At 56.1% G+C, this 19,826-nt stretch carries 15 protein-coding genes and 4 pseudogenes; 5 read left to right on the forward strand and 14 right to left on the reverse strand.

All coding sequences use genetic code 11. The features are described 5' to 3' along the window. Nucleotides 1–4: 4 nt before the first annotated feature. The 3 genes from QRN50_RS06895 to dapA are packed head-to-tail and all read right to left on the reverse strand — an operon-like array spanning nucleotide 5 to nucleotide 2,779. Nucleotides 5–763, reverse strand: coding sequence for an MBL fold metallo-hydrolase (locus tag QRN50_RS06895; protein ID WP_004406084.1), 759 nt, complete (start codon nucleotides 761–763; stop codon nucleotides 5–7). After that, nucleotides 764–1,882 carry an NlpB/DapX family lipoprotein gene (bamC, locus tag QRN50_RS06900; RefSeq protein WP_004406091.1) on the reverse strand — a complete coding sequence of 373 codons (1,119 nt, stop codon included), beginning with the start codon at nucleotides 1,880–1,882 and terminating at the stop codon, nucleotides 764–766. An 18-nt stretch (nucleotides 1,883–1,900) separates the two neighbouring features. Then, complete coding sequence (gene dapA / locus QRN50_RS06905) at nucleotides 1,901–2,779, reverse strand: 4-hydroxy-tetrahydrodipicolinate synthase (RefSeq protein ID WP_003317384.1); 879 nt, start codon at nucleotides 2,777–2,779, stop codon at nucleotides 1,901–1,903. 325 nt (nucleotides 2,780–3,104) lie between these two features. On the opposite strand from dapA, the gene QRN50_RS06910 reads away from it, so the two are divergent. Then, nucleotides 3,105–3,668, forward strand: coding sequence for a glycine cleavage system transcriptional repressor (locus QRN50_RS06910; RefSeq protein WP_096127278.1), 564 nt, complete (start codon nucleotides 3,105–3,107; stop codon nucleotides 3,666–3,668). 9 nt (nucleotides 3,669–3,677) lie between these two features. Continuing rightward, complete coding sequence (locus QRN50_RS06915) at nucleotides 3,678–4,151, forward strand: peroxiredoxin (RefSeq protein WP_003317382.1); 474 nt, start codon at nucleotides 3,678–3,680, stop codon at nucleotides 4,149–4,151. Nucleotides 4,152–4,217: 66 nt separating this feature from the next. On the opposite strand, the gene QRN50_RS06920 is transcribed toward QRN50_RS06915, so the two are convergent. Together QRN50_RS06920 and QRN50_RS06925 are read right to left on the reverse strand one after the other, a co-directional pair. Beyond that, entirely contained in the window at nucleotides 4,218–5,288 is a 1,071-nt protein-coding gene (locus tag QRN50_RS06920; protein WP_011267087.1) for an AI-2E family transporter, read from the reverse strand. Nucleotides 5,289–5,322: 34 nt separating this feature from the next. Beyond that, nucleotides 5,323–5,574, reverse strand: coding sequence for a sulfurtransferase TusA family protein (locus QRN50_RS06925; RefSeq protein ID WP_003317380.1), 252 nt, complete (start codon nucleotides 5,572–5,574; stop codon nucleotides 5,323–5,325). A 140-nt stretch (nucleotides 5,575–5,714) separates the two neighbouring features. Between QRN50_RS06925 and QRN50_RS06930 the strand changes: the two genes are divergently transcribed. Further along, nucleotides 5,715–7,148, forward strand: coding sequence for a M48 family metalloprotease (locus QRN50_RS06930; RefSeq protein WP_003409438.1), 1,434 nt, complete (start codon nucleotides 5,715–5,717; stop codon nucleotides 7,146–7,148). 80 nt (nucleotides 7,149–7,228) lie between these two features. Here QRN50_RS06930 and nadA read toward each other — a convergent pair whose 3' ends face one another. The 5 genes and pseudogenes from nadA to QRN50_RS25815 all read right to left on the reverse strand — a co-directional run. Beyond that, nucleotides 7,229–8,287: a quinolinate synthase NadA gene (nadA, locus tag QRN50_RS06935; protein ID WP_011267086.1), complete on the reverse strand. Its 1,059-nt coding sequence runs from the start codon at nucleotides 8,285–8,287 to the stop codon at nucleotides 7,229–7,231. 315 nt (nucleotides 8,288–8,602) lie between these two features. Continuing rightward, entirely contained in the window at nucleotides 8,603–9,184 is a 582-nt protein-coding gene (locus QRN50_RS06940; RefSeq protein WP_011267085.1) for a DedA family protein, read from the reverse strand. Between the two features lie 54 nt (nucleotides 9,185–9,238). Next, nucleotides 9,239–9,505 carry a cupin domain-containing protein gene (locus QRN50_RS06945; protein ID WP_011267084.1) on the reverse strand — a complete coding sequence of 89 codons (267 nt, stop codon included), beginning with the start codon at nucleotides 9,503–9,505 and terminating at the stop codon, nucleotides 9,239–9,241. A gap of 387 nt (nucleotides 9,506–9,892) precedes the next feature. Beyond that, complete coding sequence (locus QRN50_RS25810) at nucleotides 9,893–10,765, reverse strand: methyl-accepting chemotaxis protein (RefSeq protein WP_428844687.1); 873 nt, start codon at nucleotides 10,763–10,765, stop codon at nucleotides 9,893–9,895. Beyond that, nucleotides 10,751–11,806, reverse strand: a pseudogene (locus tag QRN50_RS25815) (methyl-accepting chemotaxis protein); the annotation flags it as partial. The pseudogene QRN50_RS25815 and the gene QRN50_RS25810, both read right to left, overlap by 15 nt. Nucleotides 11,807–12,876: 1,070 nt before the next feature. Between QRN50_RS25815 and QRN50_RS06955 the strand changes: the two are divergent. Then, nucleotides 12,877–13,556, forward strand: a pseudogene (locus QRN50_RS06955) (DNA topoisomerase); the annotation flags it as partial. Between the two features lie 290 nt (nucleotides 13,557–13,846). Here the strand turns inward: QRN50_RS06955 and QRN50_RS06960 are convergent. From QRN50_RS06960 to QRN50_RS06975, 4 genes and pseudogenes are all read right to left on the reverse strand, one after another. Next, nucleotides 13,847–15,214, reverse strand: coding sequence for a carboxyl transferase domain-containing protein (locus QRN50_RS06960; protein ID WP_096127279.1), 1,368 nt, complete (start codon nucleotides 15,212–15,214; stop codon nucleotides 13,847–13,849). Between the two features lie 78 nt (nucleotides 15,215–15,292). Further along, on the reverse strand, nucleotides 15,293–16,633 hold the full coding sequence (locus QRN50_RS06965) for an amidase family protein (RefSeq protein WP_096127280.1): 1,341 nt from the start codon (nucleotides 16,631–16,633) through the stop codon (nucleotides 15,293–15,295). Nucleotides 16,634–16,669: 36 nt separating this feature from the next. Then, the gene (gene iaaM, locus QRN50_RS06970; RefSeq protein ID WP_024639925.1) at nucleotides 16,670–18,343 is read right to left on the reverse strand and encodes a tryptophan 2-monooxygenase; all 1,674 of its coding nucleotides are present in this window, start codon (nucleotides 18,341–18,343) and stop codon (nucleotides 16,670–16,672) included. Between the two features lie 959 nt (nucleotides 18,344–19,302). Continuing rightward, nucleotides 19,303–19,635 (reverse strand): annotated as a pseudogene (locus QRN50_RS06975) (DUF4113 domain-containing protein); the annotation flags it as partial. Between QRN50_RS06975 and QRN50_RS06980 the strand changes: the two are divergent. Next, a pseudogene (locus QRN50_RS06980) lies at nucleotides 19,636–19,755 on the forward strand (site-specific integrase); the annotation flags it as partial. It abuts the pseudogene before it with no gap. Nucleotides 19,756–19,826: the final 71 nt, after the last annotated feature.

The following is a 19,826-nucleotide window of genomic DNA, read 5'->3' on the forward strand; positions in this document are numbered from 1 at the left end:
TGGGCTAGGCGATATGTCGCCAGTCGAGCCCTGAATCTTGATCGGCCAGTTGCAGCCAGTCCGGGTCGCACCCGAGGGTATCGACGAAACATTGCCGGGCCAGATGCGGCAGGTTGTTCTTGCTGCTGAGATGCGCCAGCACCAGGTGCTGAAGGTCCTGCCATCCCAGTTCGCTCACCAGATTGGCGGCCTGATGGTTGTTCAAATGACCGGTTTCACAGCCCACGCGCTGCTTGAGAAAGACCGGATACTGGCCTCGGGCAAGCATGTCGCGACAGTGATTGGCCTCGATCATCAAGGCATCCAGGCCTTGATAACGCTGTAATACGTTGGAGCAGTAAGAGCCAAGGTCGGTCAACAGGCCGAAGCGGCGCTTGCCGTCACTGAAGACGAACTGCGTCGGTTCAAGCGCATCGTGGGCGACCGACACCACGTCGATGTCCAGTGCGCCGATCTGCAGACTCTCCCCGCCTGCCAGCAGGCCGGCAATTTCCACCGGCTTGCGCATTCCGCGCAACGTCCCGCTGCTGAGGTAGACCGGCACATTGTAGCGCCGCGACAGCAAACCCACGCCATGCACATGATCGGCATGTTCGTGGGTCACCAGTATGGCGCTCAGCTGGCTTGCCGAGACGCCCAGACGAGCCAGGCGCCGCTCGGTTTCCCGCAGGGAGAAACCGCAATCGACCAGTACGTACGTATCGTTGCTTGCGACCAGCGTGCCGTTGCCACGACTGCCGCTGCCGAGAACCGCGAAACGCACTTAACCCAGGTTGTCTTGAATAACGCTCAACACCCGACGTGCGATATCCGCAGGTGCAACGGTGTTGATGTTCTTCTCGACGGTCACTTGAACGTTGTCACCGACCTTGCTCAGGCGGACCTGATAGCGCTCGGCACGGGCATCGATCTCTTCCTTGGTCGACTTGCTGCCAAACATGCGGCCGAAGAAACCAGGCTCGTTTTCAGGCGTCTTGGCCTTTTCAGCCAGGTTGATGTAGTACAGACCCAGGCTGCGGTTGATGTCCTCGACACGCCAGTCGCCCTGATCCAGCGCACGGCCAACGCTCGACCATGCGCGGTCCAGATCGGCACCGAGGTTCAAGACCGGGTTGCCGCTGCCGTCTTCGCTCAAGGCAACACGGCTCGGGGTGTCGTAGTCACGTGCCGCCAGCAGGGAAATAGAACCGCCCTTCTCGGCGTTGCGGCCCATGCTGGCCAGCAGATCGTCGGTCAGTGCTGCATCAAGGCCCAGGTTGGTGGTACGCGTCGGGAAGGCCACGTCGGCAGTGCTGCCGGCAGGACGCTCGACGCTGACCACGTAGACTTCACTGGTATTGCGCTGCACGCCCGGCTCGATGCGAACCCGTACACGGGTTTCCGAGTCGGCCGAGACACCAGCAGCGCTCAGGCGCTTGGCCACCGAAGCGGACAGCTCATCGAGGCGCTGCCACGAGGAGCTGAATTCGCCGGTCTGCGGACGCTCTTCAGCGATACGGAAACCGTTGTCTTCGAAATACTGATGAGCCACCGGCCAGACTTCGGCGGGCTGACGCTGCGCCAGGATCCAGTGCGCATCACCACTCTTCTGCAGGCTGAAGTCGCTCGACTCGGAAGTCGTGCCCAGCGGCTGAGGACGCGGCACGGTGTACTCGCCGTCTTTCTGAGTGCTGTCAGCCACGTTACGCGGGATCGGCAGCAAAGGATCCAGACGCTTGACGCCGCTGACATCGGCGGGCAACTGCATGGGTGGGGTCTGGGTCGCCTGGAGGTAATCGCTGCCGCGATCACGGAAGTAACCATCTTCGCCCCAGAGCCAACCGCAACCGCTGGTGCTGGAGATAATAAGAGCAAGTGCGGAAAGTCCGGCCAATCGCTTCATTGCGTGATACTTCCTCAATTAAACCAGGACGCCGGACTGGCGCATGGCCTGACGCAGCGGTTCATGACAGGCTTCGCTGAGCCAGGTAAGCGGCAGACGGATACCGTCTGGCATCAGACCCATTTCATGCAAGGCCCACTTCACGGGGATAGGGTTGGATTCGATGAACAGGGTGTTGTTGAGCGGCATGAGCTTTTCGTGAATCGCCCGGGCCGTTTGCGCATCGCCACGCATGGCCGCTGCGCACAGATCGCTCATGGCGCGCGGTGCAACGTTGGCGGTCACGGAAATATTGCCCTTGCCGCCCAGCAGCATCAATTCGACTGCTGTAGCGTCGTCGCCGGAGTACACCAGAAAATCGCTGCTGACGCTGGCCAGGATGTCCTTGGCGCGTTGCAGGTTGCCGGTGGCTTCCTTGATACCAACGATGTTTTTCACCGTCGACAGACGCGCAACGGTCTCTGGCAGCATGTCGCAGGCCGTACGGCCCGGCACGTTGTAGAGGATCTGCGGGATGTCGACGGCATTGGCGATGTGGCTGAAATGCTGGAACAGGCCTTCCTGAGTCGGCTTGTTGTAGTAAGGCGTCACCAGCAGGCACGCGTCGGCACCCGCATTTTTGGCGTTGGTGGTCAGTTCGACAGCTTCACGCGTCGAATTGGCGCCTGTACCGGCGATGACCGGAATGCGACCTGCAACCTGAGTGACCACCCGGCGGATGACTTCGATGTGTTCGTTCACATCCAGCGTCGCCGATTCACCGGTGGTGCCTACGGCAACAATGGCGTGGGTGCCCTCTTGCAAGTGGAAGTCAACCAGTTTGCTCAGGCTGTCCCAGTCCAGACGACCTTGTGCATCCATTGGTGTGACCAGTGCCACCATACTGCCCGCAATCATGCAACCGCTCCTGCCGGAAAAAGAGAGCCGTAATGGTACTGGCGCTATCAGCCTTGTACAAGCGAAGTACCGCGCTCTGAGCATTCCCCTGAGCGATGGTTTTCGCTACCCTTCGTCCTTTGATCGGTACTGGTCACCTGCGCACCTCGCTCAATCGGTCGAATTTGTCGCCAGAAGCCCCGCCCCAGCGCACTCCAGCCCAGTCATGGTATATCCATGCGAGCCAGGCGCCGAGGGACCCGGCAAGTAATCTTGCGCCATCGATTGTCGAAACAGCCCCGCAAGTCCGAAAAAGTACCGACCGCTCATCGTCTAGGAATGCTGCATGTCGTCCACCCCCACAGTTCGCGAACAATTCCTTGTCATCAGTGCCCTTGGCGCAAACCCCATGGAGCTGACCAACGTCCTGTGCCGCGCCAGCCATGAAAACCGCTGCTCGGTCGTCACCTCGCGCCTCACCCGCCACGGCGAGTGCAGTGCGCTGATTCTTCAGGTGTCGGGCAGCTGGGACGCTCTGGCGCGCCTTGAAACCGGTCTGTCGAGCCTCTCCAAGAAGCATGCGTTCACGACCAGCGTCGTGCGCAGCGCCTCTCTTGAGAACCGTCCTGAGGCCCTGCCCTACGTGGCCTACGTCAGCTCGGCGTACCGCCCGGACATCATCAATGAGCTGTGCCAGTTCTTCATCGACCACAACGTCGAGCTGGAGAACCTGATCTGCGACACCTATCAGGCTCCGCAGACCGGCGGCACCATGCTCAACGCCACGTTCACGGTGACACTGCCTGCCGGGACGCAGATCAGCTGGCTGCGCGATCAATTCCTCGATTTCGCCGACGCGTTGAATCTGGACGCACTGATCGAACCCTGGCGCCCACAAGCCCCCATGTAAGGAGTCCTCATGACTGTCACAGTAGATCATCCGGTTCCCGATTTTCAGGCACCCGCTACCAGCGGACAGACTGTCGAGCTGTCTGCGCTCAAGGGCCAGCAGGTGGTGATTTATTTTTACCCGAAAGACAACACGCCCGGCTGCACCACGCAGGGTCAGGACTTTCGTGACCATATCGCGCAGTTTCAGGCAGCCAACACGGTTGTGCTCGGTGTTTCCCGCGACAGCCTGAAGACCCATGAAAACTTCAAGGCCAAGCAGTCTTTCCCGTTCGAGCTGATTTCGGACAAGGACGAAGCCGTCTGCCAGCTGTTCGACGTCATCAAGCTCAAGAAGCTCTATGGCAAGGAATACCTGGGCGTGGACCGCAGCACCTTCCTGATCGACAAGGAAGGCGTACTGCGTCAGGAATGGCGCGGCGTGAAAGTGCCGGGCCATGTGGCTGAAGTATTGGCGCAGGCCGAAGCCCTGAACAAAGGCTGATCCGCGTGCCCCGCTGCGGCGCGCAAGGTGCCGCAGCGATTCAGCCCTGCTGTCGCGGCTATCGCGTCAAAGCAACGGGGCTACCGTCGGCTCATTGCGCGGCCAGGCGTCGAGCACGGCCTTGAACAGCGTGGCCAGCGGAATCGCAAAGAAGATCCCCCAGAACCCCCATAACCCGCCGAACAGCAGCACGGCGCAGATGATTGCCACCGGGTGCAGATTGACGGCCTCGGAAAACAGCAGCGGCACCAGCACGTTGCCATCCAGCGCCTGAATGATGCCGTGAGCGATCATCAGGTAGATGAACTGGTCACCCCAGCCCCACTGGAACAGACCGATCAACGCCACCGGCACGGTGACCACTACCGCGCCGACATAGGGCACGACCACTGATATGCCTACCAGCATTGCCAGCAACGCTGCGTAATTGAGCCCGAGCGCGGCGAAAGCAATGTAGGTCACGCCACCACAGATAAAAATCTCGATGACCTTGCCACGAATATAGTTGGCAATCTGGCGCTTCATCTCATCCGCCACCCGGTTGATCAAAGCGCGCTCACGGGGCAGATAGCCGCGCGCCCAGCGGCCGATCATGTGCCGATCCTTGAGGAAGAAGAACACCAGAATCGGCACCAGCACCAGATAGATCATCAGGTTGACCAGCAGCGGCAGGCTGGAGATCGAGAACGTCAGCGCCAGTTGACCGATCTTGCCCACTTCACCCCGGGCGACCTCGATGGCCAGCAGCACCTGCTCGTCGGACACCAAATGCGGATAACGCTCGGGCAGCAATAGCAGCACGGATTGCCATTTGGCGAGCATACCCGGGGCTTCGTTGAACAAAGTGATCAACTGGTGCCAGAGCAGTGGCACCAATACCAGCAGGAACACCAGCAATACGCCGATAAACAGGGTGAACACCAGACCGACGGCGGCCATTTCGGGCATGCGCAGGCGCTCCAGGGCACTGACCAGCCCGTGCATCAGAAACGCCAGCACCAGACCGGCGAGGACCGGCGCCAGCATGCCGCCCAGCGTCAGGACAAGGGTGAACGCCAGAAACAGCAAAACCGCCAGGACCACCGCCTCCTCGTCAGAGAAGTAGCGTTGCACCCAATTGCGAAGCACATTGAACATCAAACATCCTTTTCGGAAAAAACGCGGCAGTGGGTCAGGCCTTGCGCAGCCAGTAACGATAAATGCCGGCATCGACCTCTTCATGCAGCAACTCGTGCCCGGCGAGCCTGGCAAAGGTTCGAAAATCGCGCTGCGAACCGGCATCGGTGGCAATTACTTTAAGCACCGCGCCGCTGGCCAGGCGGTTGAGCTCCATCTTGGCTTTCAGCAGGGGCAGCGGACAGTTGAGACCACTGGCATCCAGTTCGGCGTCACAGGCCTCGGGGCGCACTACAGCGTCAGACATCGTTTATCTCCAGGCGGACACATCGAATTACAAAGCAGGTCCGAAAAGGCAGGACGAACAAGGCGGCAAGAATACCTCACTCTGGTCAGCACGCCATTGAGCCAGCTACAGTACAGGTTCTTCTGACCAGAGCTTCATGCATGAATTTTTTGCGTCCTACACTGCTCACCCTCGCTTGCCTGTTCGCTACACACGGCATGGCGGATGACCTCCCCTCGCTTGGTGACGCCAGCTCCTCGATTGTCTCCCCCGAACAGGAGCACCGTCTGGGCCGTGCGTGGCTGGGGTTGCTGCGCGGCCAGGTGGCGCAGCTGTCGGACCCGCAACTCAAGGACTACGTCGAGACTTCGGTCTACAGCCTTGCCGAGACCAGTCAGGTTCAGGACCGGCGGCTTGAATTCATCCTGATCAACAGCCCGCAGCTCAACGCCTTTGCCGCACCCGGCGGCATCATCGGCGTCAACGGCGGGTTGTTTCTCAACGCTCAGACCGAGGGTGAGTATGCCTCGGTACTGGCTCACGAACTGGCTCACTTGTCACAACGCCACTTCGCCAGGGGCATCGAGGCCCAGCAACGCATGCAGGTGCCGGTCATGGCCGCGATGCTGGCGGGTATCGTCATGGCAGCCGCAGGCGCCGGTGACGCGGGTATCGCCACCATCGCCGGCTCACAGGCTGCCGCGATCCAGGAACAACGGCGCTTTTCGCGCCAGAACGAGCAGGAGGCCGACCGCATCGGCATTCTCAACCTGGAGAAGGCCGGTTATGACCCGCGCAACATGCCGACCATGTTCGAGCGCCTCATGCGCCAGTATCGATTCGACGCCAGGCCTCCGGAGTTTCTGCTGACTCACCCGGTCAGCGAGTCGCGGATCGCCGACACACGCAACCGTGCCGAGCAGGCCAAACCGGGCGGCAAGGAAGACAGTCTGCTGTACCAACTGATGCGCGCCCGCGTGGCGCTGATCTACGAAGAAACCCCAGGCATTGCCGCCAAACGCTTCCGTGCGCAACTGGTTGAAAACCCGAAATCCGATCCGGCGCGCTATGGCCTGGCCATCGCGCAGATCAAGGGCGGACAACTGAACGAGGCCAGGGAAACCCTCAAGCCATTGCTCGAAAAAGCGCCGAATGACATTACCTACAACCTGACGCAGATCGACCTGGACATCACCAATAACCGCCTGGCCGATGCGCAGCAGCGTGTCGATCGCATGCTGACGCTGTACCCCGGCAATTATCCGCTCAATGACGTGCGTATCGACGTGCTGCTCAAGCAGAACCGCACGGCCGAAGCCGAGAAAAGCCTTGAAGCACTGCTCAAGACCCGCCCGGATGATCCGGACATCTGGTACGTCGTGGCGGAAACCCGTGGCCTGAACGGCAACACGATCGGCCTGCATCAGGCGCGCGCCGAGTATTTTGCGCTGGTCGGTGATTTCCGTCAGGCGATCCAGCAGCTGGACTTCGCCAAACGCCGTGCGGCCAATAATTTTCAGCTGGCGTCACGTATCGATGCGCGGCAAAAGGATCTGATCGAGCAGGAGCGGATGGTCAAGGACATGATGAACTGATCGTCCGGCGTCGCAAGACGGCTTGACACGTACAACAATGAAAAGCCCGACGCTTCAGTCGGGCTTTTTCATGACCGCTGTCAGGCGTTGCCGGCCTGTCGCAAACGCGCTGCCTGAGTGAAGTCCAGCATGCGCTGCAAGGGGCGTACAGCATGGGGGATCAGCGCCGGGTCGACGAATATCTCGTTACTGCCCTCACGCAGGCACTGCAAGGTGCGTTCAAGCGTATTCATCGCCATCCATGGGCAATGTGCACAACTCCGGCACGCCGCGCCGTTGCCGGCCGTAGGCGCCTCGATGAAGATCTTGTCCGGGCACAGCTGCTGCATCTTGTAGAAGATGCCCCGGTCAGTGGCAACGATGAACGTCTTGTTGGGCAGGCGTTGCGCTGCGGCAATCATCTGACTGGTCGAGCCGACCACGTCAGCCAGCTCGATGACCGCTTCCGGCGACTCCGGGTGAACCAGAATCGCCGCCTCGGGGTACAGGGCTTTCATGTCTTCGAGCTGCTTGGACTTGAACTCTTCGTGAACGATGCAGGCACCGTCCCACAACAGCATGTCGGCACCGGTTTCACGCTGGATGTAGCGACCCAGGTGCTTGTCTGGCGCCCAGATGATTTTCTCACCGTTGTCCATCAGGCTCTCAACGATTTCCAGCGCACAGCCTGAGGTCACCACCCAGTCCGCGCGGGCTTTGACGGCTGCCGAGGTGTTGGCATACACCACCACGGTACGTTCCGGGTGCTGGTCGCAAAAGGCGGAAAACTCGTCGACCGGGCACCCCACGTCAAGCGAGCAGGTGGCTTCAAGCGTCGGCATGAACACGCGTTTTTCCGGGTTGAGGATCTTCGCGGTTTCGCCCATGAAACGCACACCCGCCACCAATACAGTGCTGGCCGCGTGGTTATTGCTGAAGCGCGCCATTTCCAGGGAGTCGGCCACGCAGCCACCGGTCTCCTCGGCCAGCGCCTGGATAACCGGATCACAGTAATAGTGAGCAACCAGCACGGCGTCCTGCTTCTTGAGTTCAGCAGCAATGTCGGCACGGTAACGCGCCTGCTCTGCCGGGCTCAACGTCCTGGGCTGTTTGGCATCGAGATGCGCCTGCACCAGGAAACGTTCGGAGATCTGTGTCATGTTCACGGGACCTGAAAGCGCCAGTGCGCGAAAGGCAAGTTTACACCCGAAATACAGGCAATAAAAAAAGCCTGACAGAGGCTGCGCCATCTGTACAAAGGCTTATGGCTGATATCCGGTGGACACCGGCCAGACTTCTTAAGGCGCGCCGATTCTAGCGCCAAAAAACTGATTTAACAGCTGTTTCTGGCTCAGCAGGCAGCGATGAGAAGCGTTCTTGAAGACCGCTTGCCGAGGGCACGGAAAGCCCGGTACTGGCTGTCGACCTCGACGTCGGCAAGGCGCGCTACAGCCTTGCATGCCGACGCCACCGTCTCAACGATCCGTTGCCCTGGATCGGCGGTGCACATACCGCACCAACGCAGCAAGAATCACCAGTGCTACCACCGCGAGGAAGATCGGCAGACGATAGGGCTTCAGGTCGCCGAGTAGATGCTGTAACGCTTCCCCCGCCCAATAGCCGGCGCAGACGAACAGGGTTGCCCAGACTGCCGCACTCAGCACATTGATCAGGGCGAAACGCCAGGGTGACAGGCCACTTGCACCTATCACCATAGGCCCCACCAGGCGCATGCCGTAGAGGAAGCGAACAGCGAATACGGAGGTCGTGGGGTAACGCTGGATAAGACCCTCGACCCGCTTGATGGCAGATTGGTGACGTTTGAGTCTGGGCAGCAGGCGCTCCCCGGAATAACGTCCGGTCCAGAATAGCAACTGATCGCCGAGCATACCGCCCAACGTGGCCAAGCCGATCACTTGCAGCAATTGCAGAGCACCTTGGTGCGCAGCCATACCACCAAGGATCAACACTGTTTCGCCTTCCAGCAAACAGCCCAGGAAAATGACCCAATAGCCGTAGGCGGCGATCAGCGCGTTGAGGTCAAGATGTTCGAACATGGTCTTTCCTGTACGTCTGACATCACATGAATCCAGGCTGAAATGCCAGCTTCGTCACTTTCTTCCCACCAGGTACCGTACGCCATGTTCACCAAACACTTCCGAATGGGGTTGGTTACATTCCAGGTGAAAAATATCTCCTGAGTTGTAGGTGAAATCGCCATCAGATTTATGGATGACCAGGCTGCCGTGCAGAACCAGCGCCATCGCCTCGAAGTTGTGGGCATGCGAGTCCAGCGTACCAAACGCTTCGCGCTCGACTTCAACAACGGTGCCGAACCCTTCGGCAGCCAGCAGTTGCAAAAAAGCCTCTTTTTCCATGTCTACTTTTCCTGAATCTTTTGGTGTGGGGCTGAACCGAATCGACGCCCGGAATGGCGGCGCCGGGACCACCCACCACGACAATTGCTACAGCCTCGCAATATTCAAAAACGCCGCCCCTATAGATCACCCCTTGGGAGCAACATTCAATAAGTTTTCCGACGCTTTGAACGCTTGCTTCAGATCAGTCCCACCTCCCCCCCCCGTCGCCCGGATGACTCGATAGGTACTCGTCTTTGTAGATAGCCAATTCTCTTGTGCGGCCGCTCTTTTCAGCCGTACCGGCAGCCCATGCATGGCGGCTGAGTGCCGCAACGCGGTATGAACTCGATCTGGTCTTGTTGAGGCCTGACCCAAGCCACAAACGCATTGGGCCAGACCTTCAGGCTAGACTTTAAACCGGTTGGTCATCTCCTGCAGTCTGGCGCTGACTCTGGCCAATTCAACACTCGATGTCGCTGTCTCTTCACTGGCGGCGGCTGTTTGGTCTGAAATGTCCCTGACATTCGTGACGCCCCTGCCTATTTCTTCACCGACGTTACTTTGCTGCTCAGTAGCAACGGCGATCTGTTCGTTCATCACCTCAATCTCATCAACAGATGCGGTAATACTCTGCAGCACTTCGCTGGCTTGCGTAGACAGTTCGACACTGCTGTCCGTCAGTGCCAGATTTTGCTCTAGAACCTGGCCCATATGATCGGTACTGGTTTGCAGTTCGTTTATAAGCAGCGCGATCTCGTCTGTCGACGTGCGGGTGCGCACGGCCAGGCCTCTTACCTCGTCCGCGACGACAGCGAAACCACGTCCTGCCTCCCCGGCACGCGCAGCTTCAATGGCCGCGTTCAACGCCAGAAGGTTTGTCTGATCAGCCACCGTTTTTATCACATCCAGCACGCCACCGATGCTCTGAGTATTCCCTCTAAGCGCCGCCATCGCTGTTCTGGTCATGTTCATCTCACGCGCCAGGGTCTCTATCTGGGAACGAGTCCTGTCAACGACTTGCCCACCTTTCTGGGCCAACTGACTGGCGATTTGCGCAGTATTTACGGCTTGGGCTGCATTACGAGATACCTCATGAGTAGTGGCTGTCATCTGCTGCATCGCAGTGGCAATCTGCTCAGTCTCCAGCTTCTGCGCGTTCACGCCCGCACTGGTCTGCTCGGTTACTGCTGAAAGCTGCTCTGCCGCGCTTGCCACCTGCACGATTCCCTCTTTCATTTCCCCAATCAAGCTTCGGAGCCCGGACGTCATGCGCAGCATGCTGCCCTGCAACGCGCCCAACTCATCATTTCGAGTCACTTGCGTTTTGTACGTAAAATCCCCTTCTGCAACGACTTCAACGATTTCAACAGTCTCTTTGAGTGGATGAACAATTGATCGAGTAATCAACCAGGCCGCAAGAACACCCAAGAGAGCAGAAAGGCCCAGCCAGAGCAAAATCTTCTCCTGTGCTTTCTCTGCATCGGAGGCACGAAACTCATTCTGGATAGCCGTCATCTTGTCCGTAATGCCAAGAATGGTGGCGATCGACGTTGTGATACCGCCTTGAGCCTCATCAACTTTGGCCTGAGCGGCAACTAATGTTTCCAGTTGCCCGCTATAGGTGGCCATTCCTGCCGCCAACGCTTGAACGTCAGCACGGGGCAAACTGGTATCTTTGAGCGTGTCGATACTGGCCACCACCTGCGCTATTGCCTGACGGACAGTGTCTTCCCCGCTTTTACTCGGGGATGCCGTATAAGAGCGAAACGCGGTTCGCATCTTCTGGACAGAGATAAACAGTGCAGGGAGTTTCTGACGATCCGCGGCATTCCCGCTCTCGTCGTTGGCGGCTTCTGCGATCTTCAGCAACAAACCGTTAATCGTTTCGCCCGAAGCGCCGGCAAGGGTCCGCAGTTGCTCACGCTCTCGAGTAGCCTCGACTGATCGAGTATAGAACCCACGGTAAAGCTGCATCGTCGTTTGGGCTTCTTTGAGCAGCGCGATGTTATTGGCTGTTTTGAAACGGGGCGAGATGCTCACCAGCTGACGCTCCGTCCGCTCGAGTGCCTCCAACCACTTTGAAGCCTGTGCATCATCCGCTTTTAAAAAATAAACCAAACGCTCGATACGCATGTCTCGGGCGATCGAGCTGAATTGAGCAATATCCCCAGACAGTTCAGCCCGACGCTTCAACGTATCGGTGGCATCCTTTCCCGTATAAGCCATTAACAAAATCATTAAAATCAACAGTCCGAAACCCACCAGTAGCTTCGCCCGAACCGTCATATTACTTAACACACCAGATGTTGCGCTGGACATATATCTTTACTCATTGATTTTTTGAAAATAAAAGTCCGCCGGACAGGTAGCGGAACATAGAGTCCGATACGCATCAGGATGAATTGATAATGTGAATCTGCTGAAACCCTCGACACGCTCGGTAAAAGGTCACGTCACAGATCTGAACTCACTGCGGCGTCATCCGGAGGGCCATTGAAGTACTTGAGTAAATACTCGAACTGTATGTGTTTTCTGGACAAAGAGGTGCCGAGGCAGGATAAGCCTGTTCATAACCGAGGGTCTCGAACTAAAGATAAAAGGCCGCTCCATGGCTATAAGCCACTATGTCGTCACTCTTTTCATTTTCTATAATTTTTTTGACGCATGTCGACGAACGGACGACTAAAATTCGTCTCGGCGCACGCCTGGCAACCCCAAATCCACAACTCATAATAATGAGTTACACAGAGAGGCAGCGAATAATTAACTTTATTATCGAACAGAGCACTTGCATTATTTGTCCTCTCTGACGCACCGATTTTAAAAAGACCTAATGGACGCTGTTGTCGTTAGGCACGCTTGCCGTTGGCTATGGCAAGACGATCAGCGCATACGACACCAAAGCGCGGGCAATGAGTTTGATATCGGACGAATCAGAAATCCAACTGAGCGCGCCACGGCGCGAAACGCCTAGGCCGAGCCGACGAAACTGCAGAAGTCCTGCAGGGCGATCTGATAAGCCCGGCGGGTACACGGGTTATTGATATTGACAAACCACTACACGGCCAATCTTACCGCAGCCAGATGCCGGAACAGCGCGCCGCCGTGGGTCAGCGCCCGCCTTCCTCAAGCGAGATCAATCCTCCCGGCATAGACCGCAATACGCGTCCCATTTCACCTTGATAGCAGGCGATTGATCCGAGGCCATAGATTCATGCCGCAAGCGCTCATGTACCGGCTCGGACAATAGGTGCTGCCAGCGCTCCATCTCGGCATCCATCTACATGCTACGAATCTCATCTCAGATGCAGCGCCGGCCGCCGCGAAACGTGTCCGAGCCTTGTACCAGAATCCGTCGGAGGTAGCATATTGATGAACGGGCGCTACTTATGCGCTTGTATCTGTGCGAGAGGTAAAGACATCGCCGCCGTGCTCGGAGCCAAAACACGAGGTGACGGCTGCATCAAAGGCAATGGTGTGGCCGTGAGCTGGGGGGGGGCGGACACCTACTGAAAACAGCTCCTCCCGATGCCTATGGAGAGCGCCTGAAAAACTGGAGCTTGGACATACTTACAATCCTGCCTGCGGAATGGAAAGTGCTCGTCAAGCCGAAAACAGCCGATCAGTTCAAGATCGTCAAGCAACTACTCAAGCAGGCCACCGAGCTCGTGATTGCGACGGACGCTGACCGCGGGAGATGATCGCGCGCGAACTGATCGAGTATTGCGGGTACCGGGGACCGATTCAAAGGTTATGGCTGTCTGCGCTCAATGAAGCATCCATCCGCCAGGCACTCAACAGCGTCAAACAAGGCTCTGAAACCTACCCGTTGTATCTCTCCGCGCTCGCTCCAGAGCGGACCGGCTCACCGGCATGAACTTTTTCGCGGCTTTTCACCTTGCTGGGCCGACAGTCCGAGTATACCGGTGTGCTCTCCGTCGGAAGCGTTCAAGCACCGCCCCTTCGGCTGGTGGTTGACGGCGACCGGGATATCTCAAACTTCGTACCCAAACCGTTCTGGAGTGTCGAGGTTCAGCTATGGACTGCAGGACAATCGTTCTTGGCGAAATAGGTCGCCGATGAATACATGGTAGATGAGGAAGGCCGTTGCCTTGATCGTTACCTGCCACAGCTGCTGCCAAGCGTCCTGGGCAACCCTTCGGAAAGCCTGGCTCTGCCAAGGTATAAGCCAGCACGGTGTTGAAGCCCTTGATCGCAGGCCGTCCAATCTGTTTGGCAACCCAGACGTTTTCTGTCATTCCCTCATCAAGTTCTGCAATTGCGAAGGGGCACGCAACCCAGGGCTGTAATTGCTGGTGTCCACCACTGGGACGCCGTCAGGTACGGAGCTGAACACTCCTAATGAAACAGATACTTGAACACTGCTTCCCGTGTATCTCGCACACTGATGACATCGGTAATCAAGCCCTTGTCTTTGAGCAGTAGCGGCGATCTGATTTCCTCATCCAATGCGGACACCACAGCTCTCTGCGCATCGGTCATGCTTGAGGACTTGATGATCTTTTCCATGGTAAGGGTACTGAAAACGCCTATATTGGCGTCAGGATAGGCCAGCACGGCGACAGGTTCAAAGCCTGGCCCGCTCATGGCATAAACACCACCGGTGTACGCCTTCCGAGCAACCAACAATAATTTTTTTACCTTGCATCGGGTATGTGCTCTGAATAAATCTGCCACAGCGGCAAAAATCCCATCGCGTTCAGCCTCTTCCCCAATCATGATCCCAGGAATATCTGCGATAAACAAAATGGGCAAGCTCATTTTCCCAGCCAGGTCAATGACATGAATCATTTTACGGGCGGTCCTTTTGTAGATGACGCCGCCGCCATGCGCGGAGTTGTTGGCAACCACGGCAAAAACCTGCCCTTGCAGGCTGGCCAGCCCGACTAAAACCTCAGGCGCATGAGAGGCACCGATTTCGATCAGGCTGTCGCTATCGACAAATGAACGTACCAGATGCTGCACATCAAAAGGAATATTATGAGACGGGGGCAGCAGGCGGTTGAAATCCACTTCAAGTGGGGTTGAAAACTCACCGTACGTCGAGCTTTTTCCAGCAATCAGATATAAGAGCAGTTTTCTCAGATCGGCGAACAGATCAGCCTCGTCGTCAAAAACCAAGTGCACGGACCCAGACGCGGTACTGTGGATATCGGACCCGCCGAGGGAATAAAGATCGGTCTGTTGAGCGAGCATCGCCTTGACCATGTCAGGTCGTCCCATACACAGAGCTCCTCGACGAGTCATCAGCACCAGATCGGCGAGCATCACAGGTAACGCCAAAGGCCCTGATGTCGGCCCTAAAATCACGGACATCAGCAAATTGAGTTTTGCCAACTCTGCCAGCGATGCGCTGACGCTGCCCATCCCGGACGGGGAAAGAAGCAAACTTGACATATCTGAAGAAAAAACTCTGGCTGTATCAAAGCCTTCAGTATCATTATTACCCCCGATTTTATCTTGAATATAGATAAGCGGGGCTTCAGCAGCTCGTGCCAAACCTACCGTTTTTATAATTTGCTGAGCCGTACTCCATTGCCGACTGCTTTGAAACTCGCAGTCACGACCGCGACTCATCGCAACATAGGTCTTGATTGAGTGGATCGTTCCTGCCCCGCAGATGAAATGGGTGTTCTGGCCCTCGAGGTCCTCCTTGAAACTACCTGGATCAAACAACCTAGAGACGCGTCTTTCGGAAACGCTCATCGAAACTCCTGACGTCGGTTTGCGTAGATAAACGCCGACACCGCGACACCCCGTCAACAAGCGTCGGCAACTGAAACCTCAACCCTTTAATACTTTCTCTATAAGACTCACGTTGCTCAGTAAAAAAGCATCTCGCGCTCTGGGCGCGTCAAAGCTCAAGCCGACCGGCAACCGCCCTTCCGGCCCGACGGGAATCGTTATAGAGGGGAGCATCGCGTTGCTGGCCAGGTCGGTATTGCGAATGGCCTGACTGAAAAACTCTGGTCGGTCAGCATGATCCAGATGAGGTACCCGGCAAGGTACCGTGGGATACCCCAGGAGCTTGATATGATGACGAGCAAATAGCTCATCCATTTTTCTTTTCAACAGCTCGCCATTTTGCAGTGAACTCAAATAGTGAGCCGGTTTTATAGCGCCCTCTCCAAGATGGTGATTGATGATGCCTTTTACGTTGGCATCATCAACCTGCGCAAAAATATGATGGATACCGTGCTTCCAGCCCAAGGAGAGCAATGACTGAGCAAAGTCGGCAAAGAATTCGTAAAGCGGAACGGTGAACGTGAGTGTCTGGTTCAGTTCCACAATATCGGCATCATCAATTTCAACAAACTCGAACCCTGTCTTGCGCAGCAGGCTGAGTGCATTAACGCATGCCCTCTCCACCTCGCCATCCAGATCAGACCACATGGAGACCGGTAGGCCGATTCGACAGGGACCCGTCCTGCTCAGAGGAAAAGACTGCTGCTTGCCTGACAACAGCCCATACACAAATTCGGCGTCGCCTGCTGTTCGTGTCAGTAACCCAACGCAATCCTTTGTATGAGAAACAGGGATAATGCCTGCCGTTGACCAGCGTCCAGTAGTGGGTCTGAAGCCCGTAATGCCGCAAAAAGCCGCCGGTATTCTTATCGAGCCCCCCGTATCGGTCCCCACCGACAGCGGAACGATTCCACTTGCCACTGCGGCGGCACTTCCACCACTACTGCCCCCGGCACAATACCCGGGGGCAACGGGGTTTCCCACGGCTCCCCAATGAGGATTGATGGATGTCACCCCGAAACTAAGTTCGTGCATATTGTTCTTGCCAGCAACCACAGCCCCGAGGGCTTTGAGTTGACTGACAATCGCAGCATCCTGATCAGCTATGAAACCGGACATCCCTCGCGTCCCGGCCGTCAACGGCAGACCGCGAACACAGATATTATCCTTGAAGGAAACTGGCACGCCCCAGAGTGAAGTACCCTTCCTTGCTTGATCAGCCTCGCCAAACTGGCTGACCGCATCACCCTCGCGTATGAAACAGTTCAAAAGGGTCAAGCGGGCCTCAGTGTCGAGCGCCCGCCCGCGCAGCTCTTCAGCCGCAATCTGTTCATCGGCCAATGCCCGGCACAGCGATTCAAGTGTGATCATTTCGCGCATACTCTTCTCCCTGTATAAGCGCTTCTCTCAGGACTGCTAATAGCGATAGGAGGCGTTAATACAGTCAAGCGGGTTGCCTTCTGACACCTGCCCTCCGGTGCTGCGCAGCACGGCACAGGCACTGTTCAATGCTGTCTGGACAGCACCTTCGATCCACCCTCCGGCAAAAGAGCAACTGCAGCCAGCCAGATAGAGCCCCGTGTCTTTATCGGGACTGTTCGCTGTCATCGGTTGAAAGAACAATCGATGCGAGTAAACATCCTCGCCGGGGTAATTGAGTTTGAAAGCGCCCGCAGAATGGGGATCGGTGAGCCAGTCATGGTGCAATACATACCGCTCATAATCCCCCTCAACAGGCAGGAGATAACTGGCGAACGTCGGATGCATCGCAGCGAGGTCATTAACCAGTACCTGACAACGTGTCTTTTTGTCAGACATCGCCAGCATTTTTTGAGCGTCGTCTTCCCACGTGTAACTGAGCAGAACAACTCCGTGACCATCAGGTTCATCGGGCTGATAATCCAGACAATAGACGCCGCGCACCAAGCCGTCCGACTGGATGGTGGTCGGAAGTTTGTTTTTTATCCAGAATTTGGTACGGGTGAGAATGAAAAGCTTCGATGATCCGGTCAGGTGGGTTTCGCGGACAGCACGAGCGACGTCACGACTCAGGAAGCGCTCGCTGTCCGTGAGGCAATGAATCATTTGCATGGCTCGATTACTGCTAGTGACAATCACTCGATCAAATAAGCCCTGTTCTCCTGCTGTTGTCTGGATGATGATTTTTTCAGAGTCTCTGGAAATGCGGCCTACCCGACTAAAACAAATGCGCTCCCTTAACGTTTTGCCGTCAAATGCCTGATCAGCGAGTCTCTTGGCCAGACTGGATATCCCGTCCGGAATCAGTCGCTGATCACTTTGGTATCCATTGATGACCATCCGGAGTATTTCCGTGAAGCCAGCCTGAAAGACTGGCAGAAAACCACCCGAGCCTATGCCAAGCGAGCCGAACAGCTCAAAGTCTTCAGGGCGAGCCCATTGGTCACCGCCTGGCGGGTGGGGGCCGGTAAAAATACAGACAATCGCGTTGTAGAATGAACAATCTCGGAATACATTGAGCCATCCTTGCCATGCGATCGCTGCCTCTTCCAAACAACCCGACTTGAGCATGGAGGCAATGTCCAGCGGGGCAACTAAAGAACCGCCTTCAAGGAGGTAACCATCGCGCAATAAAGACTGCCACCCCTCATAAACTCGCCTGAATAATGCGGGCGGCTTTTTGCCCGCTGGCCAGTAATAGCGTTTACCACGGTAATGCAGCTCCGTGTCCACCACACCTGGATCCGGAAAGGTGGTCGACGTTGAAATACCAAACTTTTTCAGGTAGTGGAAAAGGCCAGTTGCGCTGGGAGGAAAGCGCATCGCACCCATTTCTGCAATGTAACGTGGACGAGTCTGATCGAACACTTGAGACCATACCCGCCCCCCGATTCGATCACGCGACTCATATAAAACAACGTCCTTGACTCCCGCACGTAATAATTCAGTTGCAGCGACCAGCCCACTGATGCCGGCACCGACTATCGCTACCCGAGGGGTGGGCGTTCCGGATGAATAGCTGCCTATGCCTCCCGTCATCTCACATTTTTTCAGAAAGGGACCGTAGTCGTACAAAATATCAATACTGGGTGAATTAAAATGGTCATCCATAACGTGACGCTATCCTCTTCAACCTGACGTGCTGCCCGGTTACGTTTTTTTAAACTAAAGCTGAAACGGCAGCTGTGCACAGCAGTCGTCAACATCCAAAATTCCTAAACCAATCCCTTCAAACCCTATTAGTCCGCTAAGATTAGTAAGCATTAACGACCGCTGGTCGACCATGCATTGGCTTGCGTATACCGACTTTTTTCGACCTGACCGAATTCCTTAACGCCCCTGCAGACATCAAAGATGAGCCGCCTTAAAGCGGAGCAACATAATCATATACCGAGCGTCCAATCTCTATATAAGGCTGTGGGGAATGAGGCTTTCTAAGGCTGGCGCCCCGCCCCGCCAACTGCCGAGCTCGCATCGCAATCAGCAATGCACCTATTTCCATAAATAATACTAATACCTTTGCCGCCGAGTTCGCGGTACGATCAGCCGAGCTGAGCGAAAGCCTACGTCGGAGGGTTTAAAGACCCACAGCACTGCCAACTTTCCGCCTGCAAAAGAAGTATATGCCCCAACAGAAAAAGGCAGTCAACATGGCTTTAGCATACATTAAAATACAACGGCATCAATCATGCTATCGCGAAACGGCCTAATCGTCAGAGCTAAAAATCTGCATCGTTCGGATCCAACATCAGACTTGAATAAAAATTATCCTCTCAAAAGCGACGAGTCAAGCTTTATTATATGAAGACAGCTTTTCCTTCTCACCACCGAAGCGAACTGGTGATATCAATTAGACAGCTGGCTTAGTGATGGATGTACGATGTCAGTTCAATGGAGCTATTAGATGACAATCAGAAATACTAAAATTTCACTAGCGAATGACTGCAAACGTATCACTTTGCGTCTACAAAAAACTGCTCTATCTAAATCTCGATTCGAAGAATTTGACGAAGTAGGCGTGGTAACTCTAGTAACCCAAGTGCATCCGCGCCTTGATCCTTACAGAGCTCTTACAGACTTTTCACCTCCCACAACTGATCGAGCCTGATTGTATAACTCTCACTCATCAGCTCGCGGCGCATAGCCCATTCCGGATTGAAAGGAACACTCCCTGTTCGTAAAGCCCCTCTGCCCCAGCGTGTATTGATCTCGTCCAGGCCTCCCATCATCCTCTCCGCAGACGCCAGTTGCGAAGCTGCGAACATGTCATCCGTAAACTCGCCAGGCTGTCGCAGATCCAGCAACAGTACCTCTGCCTTGCTGTACTTGAACTCCGGTCGAAACAAACGATTCACTACCTCGTTCGCCGCCCTGGTCATCAAGCGCACGTCGTTAGTGGGGTAACCTCCTACTACACGGGCATAATACTTAACGCATTGCTCTGCTTGAGGTATGAGAACGTAGATCCGAGCCAGAGAATAATCGGGGTTAGGGGCGAAACCGAAAAAACCCATCGGGAGTTCAGACGGCTGCTTGTCCGGGTGCACATCAAGCTCAATCGGTGCTTACTGCCTCAGCTTCGAAAGATTTGCCA

The sequence above is a fragment of the Pseudomonas sp. MEJ108 genome (assembly GCF_030208985.1).
Classification (GTDB): domain Bacteria; phylum Pseudomonadota; class Gammaproteobacteria; order Pseudomonadales; family Pseudomonadaceae; genus Aquipseudomonas; species Aquipseudomonas fragariae.

What these genes read in the sequence shown, in the direction of transcription:
- bamC (WP_004406091.1), bottom strand. Translation starts at nt 1,882, where the DNA reads ATGAAGCGATTGGCCGGACTTTCCGCACTTGCTCTTATTATCTCCAGC.
- dapA (WP_003317384.1), bottom strand. Translation starts at nt 2,779, where the DNA reads ATGATTGCGGGCAGTATGGTGGCACTGGTCACACCAATGGATGCACAA.
- QRN50_RS06910 (WP_096127278.1), top strand. Translation starts at nt 3,105, where the DNA reads ATGTCGTCCACCCCCACAGTTCGCGAACAATTCCTTGTCATCAGTGCC.
- QRN50_RS06915 (WP_003317382.1), top strand. Translation starts at nt 3,678, where the DNA reads ATGACTGTCACAGTAGATCATCCGGTTCCCGATTTTCAGGCACCCGCT.
- QRN50_RS06920 (WP_011267087.1), bottom strand. Translation starts at nt 5,288, where the DNA reads ATGTTCAATGTGCTTCGCAATTGGGTGCAACGCTACTTCTCTGACGAG.
- QRN50_RS06925 (WP_003317380.1), bottom strand. Translation starts at nt 5,574, where the DNA reads ATGTCTGACGCTGTAGTGCGCCCCGAGGCCTGTGACGCCGAACTGGAT.
- QRN50_RS06930 (WP_003409438.1), top strand. Translation starts at nt 5,715, where the DNA reads ATGAATTTTTTGCGTCCTACACTGCTCACCCTCGCTTGCCTGTTCGCT.
- nadA (WP_011267086.1), bottom strand. Translation starts at nt 8,287, where the DNA reads ATGACACAGATCTCCGAACGTTTCCTGGTGCAGGCGCATCTCGATGCC.
- QRN50_RS06940 (WP_011267085.1), bottom strand. Translation starts at nt 9,184, where the DNA reads ATGTTCGAACATCTTGACCTCAACGCGCTGATCGCCGCCTACGGCTAT.
- QRN50_RS06945 (WP_011267084.1), bottom strand. Translation starts at nt 9,505, where the DNA reads ATGGAAAAAGAGGCTTTTTTGCAACTGCTGGCTGCCGAAGGGTTCGGC.
- QRN50_RS25810 (WP_428844687.1), bottom strand. Translation starts at nt 10,765, where the DNA reads ATGCTGCGCATGACGTCCGGGCTCCGAAGCTTGATTGGGGAAATGAAA.
- QRN50_RS06960 (WP_096127279.1), bottom strand. Translation starts at nt 15,214, where the DNA reads ATGAGCGTTTCCGAAAGACGCGTCTCTAGGTTGTTTGATCCAGGTAGT.
- QRN50_RS06965 (WP_096127280.1), bottom strand. Translation starts at nt 16,633, where the DNA reads ATGCGCGAAATGATCACACTTGAATCGCTGTGCCGGGCATTGGCCGAT.
- iaaM (WP_024639925.1), bottom strand. Translation starts at nt 18,343, where the DNA reads ATGGATGACCATTTTAATTCACCCAGTATTGATATTTTGTACGACTAC.